General features: G+C 62.3%; 14 protein-coding genes. 9 read left to right on the top strand and 5 right to left on the bottom strand.

Annotated elements, in window-relative coordinates; translation table 11 throughout:
• Positions 1–24: 24 nt before the first annotated feature.
• The 4 genes from ACODTW_RS04385 (at position 25) to ACODTW_RS04400 (ending at position 2,644) form a co-directional block, all read left to right on the top strand.
• Positions 25–459 carry an Xre family toxin-antitoxin system antitoxin gene (locus ACODTW_RS04385; protein ID WP_488944698.1) on the top strand — a complete coding sequence of 145 codons (435 nt, stop codon included), beginning with the start codon at positions 25–27 and terminating at the stop codon, positions 457–459.
• Positions 460–529: 70 nt separating this feature from the next.
• Positions 530–1,648, top strand: a complete 1,119-nt coding sequence (locus ACODTW_RS04390; protein WP_488944699.1) for a DUF262 domain-containing protein — start codon at positions 530–532, stop codon at positions 1,646–1,648.
• Positions 1,645–2,433, top strand: coding sequence for an MAE_28990/MAE_18760 family HEPN-like nuclease (locus tag ACODTW_RS04395; protein WP_488944700.1), 789 nt, complete (start codon positions 1,645–1,647; stop codon positions 2,431–2,433). Before ACODTW_RS04390 ends, ACODTW_RS04395 begins: the two co-directional genes overlap by 4 nt.
• An 82-nt stretch (positions 2,434–2,515) precedes the next feature.
• Complete coding sequence (locus tag ACODTW_RS04400; protein WP_488944701.1) at positions 2,516–2,644, top strand: hypothetical protein; 129 nt, start codon at positions 2,516–2,518, stop codon at positions 2,642–2,644.
• Positions 2,645–2,935: 291 nt separating this feature from the next.
• On the opposite strand, the gene moaB is transcribed toward ACODTW_RS04400, so the two are convergent.
• Both moaB and ACODTW_RS04410 read right to left on the bottom strand, forming a co-directional pair.
• On the bottom strand, positions 2,936–3,466 hold the full coding sequence (gene moaB / locus ACODTW_RS04405) for a molybdenum cofactor biosynthesis protein B (RefSeq protein WP_488944702.1): 531 nt from the start codon (positions 3,464–3,466) through the stop codon (positions 2,936–2,938).
• 63 nt (positions 3,467–3,529) lie between these two features.
• A complete protein-coding gene (locus ACODTW_RS04410) occupies positions 3,530–4,453 on the bottom strand; it encodes a 4-(cytidine 5'-diphospho)-2-C-methyl-D-erythritol kinase (RefSeq protein ID WP_488944704.1) in 924 nt (307 codons plus the stop codon).
• 187 nt (positions 4,454–4,640) lie between these two features.
• Here ACODTW_RS04410 and pepF point away from each other — a divergent pair, with 187 nt between their 5' ends.
• Positions 4,641–6,557, top strand: coding sequence for an oligoendopeptidase F (pepF, locus tag ACODTW_RS04415; RefSeq protein ID WP_488944705.1), 1,917 nt, complete (start codon positions 4,641–4,643; stop codon positions 6,555–6,557).
• Positions 6,558–6,635: 78 nt separating this feature from the next.
• Here the strand turns inward: pepF and ACODTW_RS04420 are convergent, their stop codons facing one another.
• Complete coding sequence (locus ACODTW_RS04420; RefSeq protein ID WP_488944706.1) at positions 6,636–7,109, bottom strand: YqaA family protein; 474 nt, start codon at positions 7,107–7,109, stop codon at positions 6,636–6,638.
• Between the two features lie 98 nt (positions 7,110–7,207).
• On the opposite strand from ACODTW_RS04420, the gene xseA reads away from it, so the two are divergent.
• On the top strand, positions 7,208–8,797 hold the full coding sequence (xseA, locus tag ACODTW_RS04425) for an exodeoxyribonuclease VII large subunit (protein ID WP_488944707.1): 1,590 nt from the start codon (positions 7,208–7,210) through the stop codon (positions 8,795–8,797).
• Between the two features lie 75 nt (positions 8,798–8,872).
• Positions 8,873–10,426 carry a sensor domain-containing diguanylate cyclase gene (locus ACODTW_RS04430; protein ID WP_488944708.1) on the top strand — a complete coding sequence of 518 codons (1,554 nt, stop codon included), beginning with the start codon at positions 8,873–8,875 and terminating at the stop codon, positions 10,424–10,426.
• A 46-nt stretch (positions 10,427–10,472) separates the two neighbouring features.
• Here the strand turns inward: ACODTW_RS04430 and ACODTW_RS04435 are convergent, their stop codons facing one another.
• Positions 10,473–11,039 carry an RsmD family RNA methyltransferase gene (locus ACODTW_RS04435; protein ID WP_488944709.1) on the bottom strand — a complete coding sequence of 189 codons (567 nt, stop codon included), beginning with the start codon at positions 11,037–11,039 and terminating at the stop codon, positions 10,473–10,475.
• Positions 11,020–12,324, bottom strand: a complete 1,305-nt coding sequence (locus ACODTW_RS04440) for a pseudouridine synthase (protein ID WP_488944710.1) — start codon at positions 12,322–12,324, stop codon at positions 11,020–11,022. Before ACODTW_RS04440 ends, ACODTW_RS04435 begins: the two co-directional genes overlap by 20 nt.
• Positions 12,325–12,444: 120 nt before the next feature.
• On the opposite strand from ACODTW_RS04440, the gene ACODTW_RS04445 reads away from it, so the two are divergent.
• Positions 12,445–12,900: a nucleoside deaminase gene (locus ACODTW_RS04445; RefSeq protein WP_488944889.1), complete on the top strand. Its 456-nt coding sequence runs from the start codon at positions 12,445–12,447 to the stop codon at positions 12,898–12,900.
• 15 nt (positions 12,901–12,915) lie between these two features.
• Entirely contained in the window at positions 12,916–13,287 is a 372-nt protein-coding gene (locus ACODTW_RS04450) for a cupin domain-containing protein (protein ID WP_488944711.1), read from the top strand.
• Positions 13,288–13,305: the final 18 nt, after the last annotated feature.

Consider the following 13,305-nt stretch of genomic DNA (forward strand, 5'->3'; position numbering starts at 1 on the left):
GGCGCAACTTGCGAGAGGATTACCATGACCGACCTGACACTTCAGGATCGTCAGTGGGAAATTGTCGGCACCCTGCTGGGTTTGGCCGAGCAACCCTCGTCCGACCTGGATGCCGTCCGTCTGGTACGCAAGCGGTTCCAGCCCGACGTGATTGCCCGCCTGGACCGGGCCGGGATCGACATGGGCGTGCTGCACCGGGTCATTCCCCGCCGCACCCTTGAACATCGCCGGCAACGCCAGGAGCCCCTGACACAGGGGGAAAGCGAGCGCGCCTATCGCGTCGCCAGCATCCTGGCCCTGACGGAAAGCGTCATGGGCGACCGGGATCGGGCGCTATCCTGGCTGACCGCGCCCAAGCGCAGCCTAGGCGGCGAAACCCCCATGGACCTGCTGGACACCGAACCCGGCGCGCGGGCCGTGGAAGAACTGCTTTACGGCATCGATGAGGGCTATTTCTAATTTTACCTGCATCAGTCAGGCACGACACAACCGATCATGGATTTCAAACCCATAAAGCGAAGAGAAGAAAATGATAAGTATCAATGATGACAATCTACGCATACTTCAAACAAAAGCCAGAGAAAGGACGGTTAAAACTCAAAATATAGAGTATGATCTGGAAACAATAGTTAAGAAAATAAAGGGCAACACCATAAAATTAAATCCAGAATATCAGAGAAATCATCGTTGGTCGGATGAGATGTCATCAAGACTCATTGAAAGCCTGATCTTAAACATACCAGTTCCCACTATATACATATCTCAGGATATAGACGTGGACACCGAAGGAGAGGATACGGCCAGATATACTGTTATCGACGGCCAACAAAGGTTATCCAGCATAAAGAGATTCATGGAAAATAACTTGACTTTGACCGGACTAGAAATGCTTGAGGAATTAAACGGGTATAAATATGAAAATTTACCGCCATTCTTAATTCGAAGGCTCGAGGAACGCACTATAAAGTGCCTTCGCATCGATTCCACAGCGGACTCACAGGTTAAGTTCGATATTTTTGAGAGACTTAACTCAGGATCAATTCAACTAGAACCCCAGGAATTGCGGAATGCTATTTTTGGAGGAATATTCAACGACCGCCTAAAAGAGCTTGCCAGATCTAGCAATTTCCGGACATTAATTAATGTAGATCAGAGCAATCCTGAAGCCAATAATCGCGTGAAGACGATGGGAGACGCAGAGTTAGTGCTTCGTTTATTTTCATTCTGTAATGGCGGATACTTAGATTACAAGAAGGGATTCATGCAGTTTCTCACTTTTAAGATGAAATCCTTCTCTGCGCTTTCGGTTGATGAGATCAAAGAAATGACGTCCAATTTCCATCGGACAATGGACGTGTGTTTGGACATATTCGGAGCCTCTGCCTTTACCAAATATAAATTTGAGGGCAACAGGAGTAAAGTTACATCAAAATTCAACGCATCAGTATATGACGCGATTGCAGTTGGAATTTACGACCTTAAAAACTCTTCACGCAATATCAATAGGGGGTTGTGCCGCGAGAGGACTATGCTTCTATTTCAAGACAAGGACTTCTATCAGTCGGTCTCTGGCACAACAAATGACTCGAATAAGGTGCGCCATCGCATCAACGCATTCAAAAATATACTAAGTCAGTGCATGATATGACCAACACATTTCTTTCTGAATTTTTTTCAGAGGTAGAAGCAAGACTGTCGGAGATATACAGTCTTCTCGCTGTTGCACATGAAAAATTTGGAAAGGATGGGAGGGCTTACGATGCCATCTGCAGGTCATCATGCGTTATGCTCGTCAGCCACATGGAAGGTCTGTGCAAATCACTATCCCGTGCAATAATATCGGACTTGAACAAGTTTACAGAATTCTCTAAGATGCCAATGAAAATTAAACGAGAGTACTGTGCGCAATTCATTAGCTCTGATAAGATTGATGAAAAGCAAATAAACTCAATTATCACCAAATTAATCAACCTACTTGATAAAGCCAACCCAAAGGTAGAGCTGGATCTGTTCTCAAACAAAAACAAAAATCCAACACCAAATTTTCTGCGGTCACTCGCCAATTTATTTGGGATTGACGATGCGTTTCTCTATATTGCCGATTCTTTTGTGGATGGCATATTCTCCACAGACAGCGTAGATGAAATAAAGGAAATTGGCAATAAATTGTGCAAAATTGCTAATAATGGCGCTCAGCACTATCCATATAAATTCGAATTAAACACAACATCTCTAGATGAAAAAGCCGCTCTCCCAAAAAATTCAGAATCACTTTCTGAGGCGTTTATATCACAAATACTAACAACTAGACACAGCATCGCTCATGGAGATGCGATGGAAAACAAAAGGTCGCTAACCGAGATTGAAAGAGATATGGAGAAGACAAGATGCATAATATACGCGTACTCCATAATAATGGCCAGTAAATTATAGATCAAATTCTTAGTAAATCTGCACCTAAATACTGAATTAAGAAGAATAACTTAAGCGACTCTAATAAGAAACGAGCCTCCCTATGCGACTTATCTCTATCACTCAAGGCGGTTTCAAGATCGGTATCCTGAAGGACAAGCTGGGCCAAACCCCGGATTTCCTGGAACCGATGGACGCCGACGAGATTGAGCGGTGGGAAGGTGGCGTTTGACGGCCATCCTGTTGGACGGGCCTGGAGCCTGACGGGGGATGGAAGGCTGAGCAAGGCGGCATTGACCGCCATCGCACAGGCCAGCAGCGTCTGTGTCAGTGCCGTCAGCTTCTTTGAAATTTCGCAGAAGGTACGGCTGGGCAAATGGCCGGAGATGGCGGCCCATGCCGCTACCCTGCCCGACCTGCTGGTGGAACAGGGCGGGGTCGCCCTGCCGCTTGATCCCCCCATTGCCTTTCCGCCGATGGGGTTTTCGACGGGCTGGTCCAACGGGTCTGGTAACCCGCCCCCTCACCGTTCCTGCAAGCGCGGCATCAGTTCGACGAGGTTGCAGGGGCGGTGGCGGTTGTCGAGCTGGTATTTCAGGATCAGATCCCAGCCGTCGCGGCAGGCGCTGGGGCTACCCGGCAGGGCGAACAGGTAGGTGCCGCGGGCAAGCCCGCCCGTGGCGCGGGATTGCAGGGCCGAGGTGCCGATCTTCTGGTACGAGAGCATGCGGAACATCTCGCCAAAGCCGGCGATGGTCTTTTCAAACAGGCTCTCGAACGCTTCCGGCGTCACGTCGCGGCCGGTCAGGCCGGTGCCGCCGGTGGAGATGACGACATCCACGGCCGGATCGTCGATCCATTGCCGCACCTGATCGACAATGGCGCGGACATCGTCGCGCACGATGGCGCGGGCGGCCAGATGGTGGCCGTCGCTGGTCAGCCGTTCGACCAGTGTGTCGCCCGACTTGTCATCATCCAGGCCACGCGTGTCCGACACGGTCAGCACGGCGATGTTCACGGGCAGGAAACGGCGGCTTTCATCGATACGGGCCATGATCTTTCAACTCCTCACGTCCGACAGGTCCGGCGATCGGTTCCGACCGCCGCGCAATACTCCTCAGGGCCAATCCAGCAGGGTGGCGCCTTCCTCCACCTCCAGCCCCGACAGGTCGTTCAACAGGGCGGCCGGCTGCACCCACCAGCCCGGCCGCATGCGGTGCAGGATGGCGGCGGCGGCGACGGCGCGGTCGGCATCGGTATAAAGCCCGAAACAGGTGGCCCCGCTGCCCGACATGCGCGACAGCAGGCAGCCCGTGGTGGAATCCAGCGCCGCCAGCACCTGGGTGATGATGGGGGCCACGGCTTCCGCCGGGGCGGACAGGTCGTTCTGCCGCCCGTCCTTCAGCGCCAACGCCAGTTCGCGCACATCGGCCACGGGGCCGGGCAGCCGGGCGGGGGCGGAGAAATCGCCGCTGCGCGCCTTGAACACGGCGGGTGTGGGTACGGCGACGTTGGGATTGACCAGCACGATCCAGCAATCATCGGGCAGATCCGGGGCTGGCGACAGTTCCGTGCCCGTGCCGCCGAAATAGGCGGTGCGACAATCCAGGCAGGCGGGCACATCCGCCCCCAACCGGGCCGCCAGTTCGGTCACCACGGGGGCATCGACCGGCACATCCCACAGGGCGCAGAGCGCGCGCAGGGCCGCACCGGCATCGGCCGACCCGCCGCCGATGCCGGATGCCAGCGGCAGGTTCTTGGTCAGCTTCACCGTCACATGCGGCTTGCGGCCCAAGGCAGCGGCCAGGCCCTTCACGGCCTTGGTCACCAGATTGCTGTCCGTATCCTCCATCAGCAGCCCCATGGAATAGGGACCGTGCAGCGAGAGGCTGAAATAGGGAGTGCTTTCTACCTCCACCAGGTCATGGGCAGTGGCGAAGGTCACCAGACTGTCCAGCAGGTGATAGCCATCCTCACGCCGCCCCAGCACATGCAGGTACAGGTTCAGCTTGGCGGCGGCGACGGCGCGGATGACGGTCATGGACAGGCGATTCCAACGGGTTGTTCCCTTGATGGCCCCAGCATAGCGGTTGCACCCCGCTGAAACCACCCCGTTACAATTTTTCCCATGCCGGTCGGAAACGGTCCTGTACTCTTCTGCCCGCAATCCGGGGCGTTGCCGGAATGAAGGCGGCGCCCGCACATAAAAGCCAAGAAACAGGGACAGCATGAACAAGCCGCACCGCCGCCCGAAATCCCTCCGCCCGCTGCTGGGCGCCTCTGCCCTGGCCCTGGTCGCCCTGCTGTCGCCACTGGGTGCGTCGGCGCAGACCGCACCGACCGCCGCCGCCACCGCGCCGGCCAAGGCGGATGAAAGGTATGTCTGGGACCTGACGCCCATCTTCGCCGATCAGGCCGCCTGGGACACGGCGCGCAAGCAGGCGCTGGCCGACCTGCCCTCGCTGGAGGCGCTGAAAGGTACCTTGGGCAAGGATGCAGGCGGCCTGCGCGCCGCCCTGGACCGGCTGTCGGCGGTGGGACGGAATGTGGAGAAGGTGGCCGTCTACGCCTATCTGCAATATTCCACCGACACCCGCAATGAAGGCTTCCAGGAGCGGCTGAACCTGTCGCAGGCATTGGCGTCGCAGGCGCAGGCCGCCACCGCCTGGCTGGCGCCGGAGGTGCAGGCCATCGGGGCGGACAAGATCGACGGGTTCATCAAGGCCGATCCGGGTCTGGCCAAACATGCCTTCCGTCTGCATGACTTCCTGCGGCTGAAGGCCCATACGCTGACGCCGGAGACGGAAGCGGCGCTGGCCGCCTATGGCCCCGTGCTGGGCGCGGCCAGCAACACCTATTCCGCCCTGGCCAATGCCGATATCGACTGGCCGGAAATCACCCTGCCCGACGGGACGAAGAAGAAGCTGAACCAGGCCGGATACCAGGCCCTGCGTCAGCATGCCGACCGTGCCGTACGTAAGCAGGTCTTCGACAGTTTCTGGGGCAAGTTCGGCCAATATGCCACGACCATGGGCAACACGCTGGGCACCCAGGTGCAGGCCGACACGATCGACGCCAAGTTGCGGGGATATCCCACGGCGGTCGCCGCCTCGCTTTCGGTGAACGACATCCCGGAAAGCGTCTATCGCACCCTGGTGGCGGAAGCGAACAAGGGCCTGCCCACGCTGCATCGTTATTTCAAGCTGCGGCAGAAGCTGCTGAAGCTGCCGGACCTGCATTATTACGACATTTATCCGTCGGTCGTGGCGCTCGACAAGAAATTCACGCTGGAGGAGTCGCGCACCATCACGCTGGCCGCGACCAGGCCGCTGGGCAAGGATTACACCGACCGTCTGGGCGTACTGACGGCCAAGCGGACGATGCATGCCATGCCGGCCGACGGGAAGGACAGCGGCGCCTATCAGTATGGCGTCTACGACGTGGACCCTTATGTCTTCCTGAACCACCAGGACGATTACAATTCCCTGTCCACCTTCGCCCATGAATGGGGCCATAGCATGCATTCCGACCTGTCGGCCCATGCACAGCCCTATGAACTGGCGGGATATTCCCTGTTCCTGGCCGAAATCGCCTCGACCACGAACGAGATGCTGCTGACCGACCATCTGGTCGCCAAGGCCAAAAGCAAGCAGGAAAAGCTGTTCTATCTGGGCCAGTCGCTGGAAAACCTGCGCGGCACCTTCTTCCGTCAGACCATGTTCGCCGAATTCGAACTGGCCACCCATGATGCCGTTGAACGCGGCGAGGCGCTGACCGGGGCCAAGATGAAGGACATCTATTGCGGCCTGCTGAAAAAGTATCACGGCGACGCCGAAGGGGTGATGAAGATCGACGAGGCCTATTGCGCCGAATGGGCCTTCATCCCGCACTTCTACCGGCCCTTCTATGTCTATCAGTATGCCACCTCGATTTCCGCCGGCACCTATTTCGCCGAACAGATCGTCAAGGGTGGCGCCAAGGCGCGGGACAATTACCTGTCGGTGCTGAAGGCCGGCGGATCGGAATATCCCTATCCGCTGCTGAAAAAGGCGGGCCTGGACATGGCGACCCCCGCCCCCTATCAGGCACTTGTGCGGCGCATGGACCAGACCATGGACCAGGTTGAAAAGCTGATGGCGGAGTAAGGACGGACCTGAGCCCCGCCCCCCTGGGGCAGGCCACGCGGACCGGCCTTCAACCGGTCGGTCCGCGTGGCCCCGTTTCTATGCGCCCACCACCCCCTGGGTCGCCCAGGCGACCATGGCATAGCGCGCAGCCTTGCCCAGCGTCACCAAGGCAGTAAACAGACCCAGCCGCACGCCCAGACTGCCCGCGGCCACGGTCAGCGGGTCACCGATCACGAGTGCCCAGGAAAACAGCAGGGTCCAGACGCCATAGCGGGTGAACAGCGCTTCCGCCCGCGCCAACTGCACCGCCGTCACGGGGAACCAGCGGTGGCCCACGAACTGGCGCAGGCCCCGCCCCAGGGCCCAGTTGATCACAGCGCCCAGCACATTGCCCGCCGTCGCCACCAGGATCAGCAGCCAGACAGGCCGGCCGCCCTCCACCAGCAGGGCAACCAGCGCCGCCTCCGACCCGCCGGGCAGCAAGGTGGCCGCCGCCATCGACAGGCCGAACAGGCCCCAGAGGGCAGGATCGGTCAGCACTGCAATCAACATGTTACCCGAGGTCGGCACTTGAGGATGCCCTTGTAGACGCTCCGGGCCGGGATGTCCCAGCCTGTATCGCTTGCGCATTGCCGCACGGGACGGCGCCCGTCTATCATGCCGCCACCATGACCGACCTTCTCCCCGATCCCGTCCCCGCCCGTCCCGGCACCAACCTGCCCGAACAGAGTGTCAGCGACCTTGCCCGTGCCGTGAAGCGCACGGTGGAGGATGCGTTCGGCTATGTCCGTGTGCGGGGTGAGATCAGCCAGCCGAAGCGCCATTCGTCCGGCCATCTCTATCTGCGCCTGAAGGATGATGCGGCCGTGATTGAGGCCGTGTGCTGGAAGGGCACCGTGGCTCGCCTGTCGGTGCGGCCGGAGGAGGGGATGGAGGTCGTCTGCACAGGCAAGCTGACGACATATCCCGGCCGTTCCCAGTACCAGCTTGTCATCGACAGCATGGAGCTGGCCGGCGAGGGCGCCCTGCTGAAGATGCTGGAGGAACGCAAACGCCGGCTGGCCGCCGAAGGGCTGTTCGCACCGGAACGCAAGAAGCCGCTGCCCTTCCTGCCACGCGTCATCGGCGTTGTCACCAGCCCCACGGGGGCGGTGATCCGCGACATCCTGCACCGGCTGGCCGACCGCTTCCCGCGCCATGTCCTGCTCTGGCCCGTGGCGGTGCAGGGCGACGGGGCCGCCCAACAGGTGGCCCGCGCCATCCAGGGCTTCAACAGCCTGCCCCCCGGCGGGCGCGTTCCCCGCCCGGATCTGATCATCGTGGCGCGTGGCGGCGGCAGCCTGGAAGACCTGATGGCCTTCAACGAGGAGATCGTGGTGCGGGCGGCCGCCGACAGCCGCATCCCCCTGATCTCCGCCGTGGGGCACGAGACGGACACGACCCTGATCGATTTCGCCTCCGACCGCCGGGCCCCCACCCCCACGGCGGCGGCGGAAATGGCCGTGCCGGTGCGGGCTGAACTGCTGGGCCAGGTGCTGGATGATGAACGCCGGCTGCACCGGGCCATGACCCGCGCCCTGGATCAGCGCCGCACTGTTGTGCAGGGGCTGGCCCGTGGCCTGGGCGATCCGCAAAGCCTGCTGGAAGGGCTGACGCAGCGGCTGGATGACCGCGGCGAGCGCCTGATCCTATCGATGCGCGCGGGTTTCGACCGCCGGTCCACAGCCGTGCGGCAACTGGGCCTGAAGCTGCGCCACCCGCGCGAGGTGCTGCGTCTGGCCGCCATGCGGCTGGACGGGGTGTCACGGGCCCTGCGCAGCGGGCTTGAAACCTCCATCCGCCTGTCGGAAGGCCGTTATCACCGTATCGCCGACCGGCTGTCGGACCGGGCGCTGCGCCGGTCCCTGGCCGATGGGGCAACCCGGCTGGCCGAGCTTCCCGTCCGCCTGGACCGCGCCCACAGGGCGGGTCTGACGGCGCAGGCCGACCGGCTGTCGCAGTTGGGACGGCTGCTGGACAGTGTCTCCTATCGCGGGGTGCTGTCGCGCGGCTTCGCCCTGGTCACCGATGCCGACGGTCAGCCGGTAACGAAGGCGGCCGGGTTGACCGACGGGCAGCAGGTGACAATCGCCTTTCAGGATGACAGCCGGGCAGCGACCATCGGCGGACCGGGCACGGCAACACCGCCCACCCCGGCCCCGAAGCAACCAAAGCCGACACGCCGGCCGGCAGCCGGATCGCAGGCCAGCCTGTTCTGATTTTGCCCCCGAACCTATCCGAGCGCAGTACGCCCTGCCCCTTCCCTATCCGGCAGCGGACCTTATGCTGGCTGCATGGACGATCTGTTCGATACGCCGCAGGCCGGCGCCTCCCGTACCCGCTCGCTGCTGCGACGCGGCGGTCCCGGCTGGTCGGTTGCGTTTCTGGGCATGATCATGGCTTTGGCCCTGGCCGTCATCATCTTCATTGAACTGTACCAGGATCGGCAAAGTGCGCGCATCCAGGCAGAAGCGGCCGCCACCAATCTGACGAACGCCATCGCCCGCGAGATTGAGCGCAACGTCAATCTGTACAGTTACGTGCTGACATCCCTGCGCGACACGGAGATGTCAGAGGGGTTGCGCAGCGTACCGACGGACCTTCGCGACATGATCCTGTTCGCCCATACGGCCGTGCCGAAGGAGACGGGCGTATTGTTCATCACCGATGCCGAGGGCACGATCGTTTCCGAATCCAGCCGGAATGAAATCCGGGGGCAGAGCCGGGGTTGGCGCCCCTACTTCCAATTCCATCGGCTGAATAACGACCGGCAGATGTTGATCAGCGGTCCTTATTCCTCCGCCACGACGGGCGACCCGGTGGTGGTATTGTCCATGCGGCTGGACAATCCGGACGGCAGCTTCCGCGGTGTCGTCGTGGCATCGATGCTGCTGTCCTATTTCGATGAACTTTTCGATAACATATTTCTGGAACCCGGATCAGAGCTGACCCTGTACCTGGACAATGGTGTCATCCTGGCCCGCAAGCCTTTCGATCCGGAAGTGATCGGGCGCGACCAGCGGCAGAATACCTACCTGCAGGCCGCGGCGAAAACGCCGTCTTCCAGCTATGATGAACGGGATACTATCCGCGGTGACCACCTGGTAACCTCCACGGCGATCAGCCATTGGCCTCTGCGCATCCACCTGTCCCAGCCCCATCGGGTGATCTTCCATTACTGGCAGACCAAGGCGTTTATCATCGGTATCACGGCGACGGTTCTGACCTTCGGCATTATCGCCATGATCTTGATCGTCCATCGCGAAGGGTCACGCCGCGCGCGGATGCAGGCGGCGCTGGCTGAAGCCAATGTGCAGTTGGAACGCATCGCCACCACCGATCCGCTGACCGGCATCGCCAACCGGCGCGTGTTTGATGAAATGCTGCATCGGGAAGAGGCGCGATCAACGCGCATGCCGCACGATACCGCCGTGCTGATGATCGATATCGATCTGTTCAAGTCGTTCAACGATACCTATGGCCACGGTGCGGGTGATGCCACCCTGCGATCGGTGGCACAGGCCATTGCACGCGCGGTGACGCGGGGCGGCGATCTGGCTGCGCGCATCGGCGGTGAGGAATTCGCCGTTCTGCTGACGGATACCGACCAGGAGGGGGCCTATGCCGTGGCCGAGCGGGTTCGCACCATGGTCGGAGCCCTGGGCATCCGGCATGTCGGCAGTCCCCACGCGCATGTGACCGTATCCGTCGGCGTGGCCTGCACCGCCGGCCGACACAACTGCCTGTCCGTGGGTCACCTGCTGGATCTGGCGGACGAGGCGCTGTACCAGGCCAAGAATAATGGCCGCAACAGGGTGGAGATCAGCCGCCCGGCTGTCGCCGCATAAGCATCATGCCAGGTCCCGGTGACCAGGGCGGTCGCCAGGGGCGGGATCAGCCGGCGCAAAGCAGAAAGTGGATGCGGGCCTGGCTGTAGTCGCGCTCGTCCAGCACCTCGAACCGCGGTGGTGCGATGAACACATCGCCCGCCCCGACTTCCACACACACCAGCGCCCCTGGCGCCAGCCAGCCCGCGGCGGCCAGGCCGGAAAGGGCCGGGGGGGCCAGGTCCTGGGCATAGGGCGGGTCCAGAAAGGCCAAGGTCGCGGCGAAGGGGGGTGCGGGTGGCCGCGCCGCGTCACCCAGCACGAACCGGCAATTTGCCGTCTCTCCCAAGGCATCCGCGTTGCGGCGGGCCAGATCAAGCGAGGCGCGGGATTTGTCCAGAAAGGCCGCACGCGCAGCACCACGCGACAGCGCTTCCAGCGCCAGGGCGCCGGTGCCACAGAACGCGTCCAGGACATCGGCCCCGTCCAGCACGTCGCGCCCATCCCCCGTCCAGTCGCCATGCGACAGGATGTTGAACAGGGACTGACGGGTACGGTCACTGGTCGGGCGGACATCGCGGCCGCCGGGGGCATCCAGCCGCCGTCCGCGATGCTTACCGGCGACGATCCGCACGCGGCGCCCCCTTCGGGCTGGTGGGCTTGCTGGCGGCCGGCCTGGCCGGCGCACCCTTGGCGGCCACAGGCTTGGCGGCAGCGGGCTTTGCCGGTGCCGGCTTGCCTTTGGCCGCGCGGCGGGTGGGGGCCGCATCATCGGGAATGTCGCCACCCGCCAGCGCGCGATCCACCTTGGCGACTGCGCGGCGCGCGCTCTCGCTCAACTGCGCGGCCGGGCCCCGCTTGGCTGCGGCGGGGGCCGGCATCTCCTCCCGCGGGGCGGCGGGCCGCTTGGACTGCGCGGGCTTCGGCCGGCCCCCGACCAGCCGTTCCACACTGTCGCGCGCCTTGGCGGCCGACGGGCGGGCCTTGGCACCCTTGGTCGCGGCCGACGGCGCGGATGCCGCCATGGCTTTGGGCAGGCGATCGTACCGCATGCGCGGGGCGGTGGTGCCCGCAGCAGTCTTATCCTGTGCTTCCGCCGGTGCCTCCTCCTCCGGGAAGAAGCCCGGAAGCTGGTCGCGCAGCACGCGGCGCGGCACTTCCTCCACAGCGCCACGTTCCAGCTTGCCCAGCTGGAACGGGCCATAGGCGACGCGGATCAGACGGCTGACCGGCAGGCCCAGCCATTCGAAGACACGACGGACCTCGCGATTCTTGCCTTCGCGCAGACCCACGGTCAGCCAGGAATTATAGCCGACCGTGCGGTCGATGATGGTCTCAATGGGGCCATAGGCCACACCATCGACAACCACGCCATCGGCCAGCTTCCTCATTGTCTCCGGCGTCGGCACACCATGGACGCGGATGCGGTAGCGGCGCAGCCAGCCCGTGGCCGGCAATTCCAGATGGCGCGCCAGCGCCCCGTCATTGGTCAGCAGCAGCAGCCCTTCCGACGCCAGGTCCAACCGGCCGACGGAGATGACACGCGGCATGGTGGCGGGCAGATGATCGAAGACGGTGGCCCGCCCCTTCTCGTCCCGCGCCGTCGTCACCAGCCCGTCGGGCTTATGATAGCGCCACAGGCGCGTCGGTTCCGGTTCCCCGACGGTCTGGCCGTCGACCTGGATACGGTCACCATCGCGGACCAGGAAGGCCGCCGTGTCCAGGACATGGCCATTGACACGCACCCGCCCCTCGGTGATCCAGCGTTCGGCATCACGCCGGGAGCAGACCCCGGCGCGGGCAAGCCGCTTGGCAATGCGCTCCCCGCCGGGCAGGTCGGTGGCGCCATCAAGTTCGGCATCGTCGGCGGCGTCTTCGACGGCCACCTGATGCAAGGGGTCATAGCTGTTCTGGGACATGGGGTCGGACTTTACGCGCAAAGGCCATGTTGTCGCAAGCAGACCCCCGCCTTGACGGGCGCGACCGTACCATGCAGCCTTGCGCACATCATGTCCGACCCGATCATTTCCCCATCCCCCATGGATGCCGCCTTCATCGAAGCGGAGAAGGCCGCCGCCCGTGGCGAGGTGCCGGTGGGCGCCGTCATTGTCGATCCGGTCACGGGCGCCATCCTGGCCGCCGCCGGCAACAGGACGGAGGAACTGTCCGACCCCACCGCCCATGCGGAGGTACTGGCCATCCGCGCCGCAGGCGCGGCCCGGGGCAGCCCGCGCCTGCCGGGACTGGATCTCTATGTAACGCTGGAGCCCTGCGCCATGTGCGCGGCGGCAATCAGCTTCGCCCGGCTTCGCCGCGTCTATTTCGGGGCGTATGATCCAAAGGGCGGGGCCATCGACCATGGGCCCCGTTTCTTCCAGCAGCCGACCTGCCACCATGCGCCGGAAGCCTTTGGTGGGTTTGGGGAGAAGCGGGCAGCGTCCCTGCTGCGGGATTTCTTCCGGGACCGGCGGCAGACCGCCGATGAACGGCCATAGACGAAAGAGGATTGGATGACCGACGCCTTAGCCAAGAACGTCCCCGCCATTGTCGTCCTGGGCGATGCCGGTCCGGCTGCGGAAAGCTATCGGCCGGAGGAATACAAGATCCTGTCCGGCGATCCCGACCAGACGGTCAGCAACCGGTTCAGCAGCGCCGATGGCCGATTCCAATGCGGAATCTGGACCGGACAGATCGGGTCCTGGCGGGTGACCTTCACCGAGAACGAGTTCTGCCAGTTGCTGGAGGGCATCGTCACCGTGCGCGGCGATGATGGATCGGTCCGCACCTTCCATCCGGGCGACGCCTTCATCATGCCGGCGGGCTTCACCGGCGTGTGGGAAGTGGTGCAGCCGGCCAAGAAATACTATGCCGTCTACGAATGACGGCATCATGGGGCGACG

The sequence above is a fragment of the Niveispirillum sp. FG148 genome (assembly GCF_057809655.1).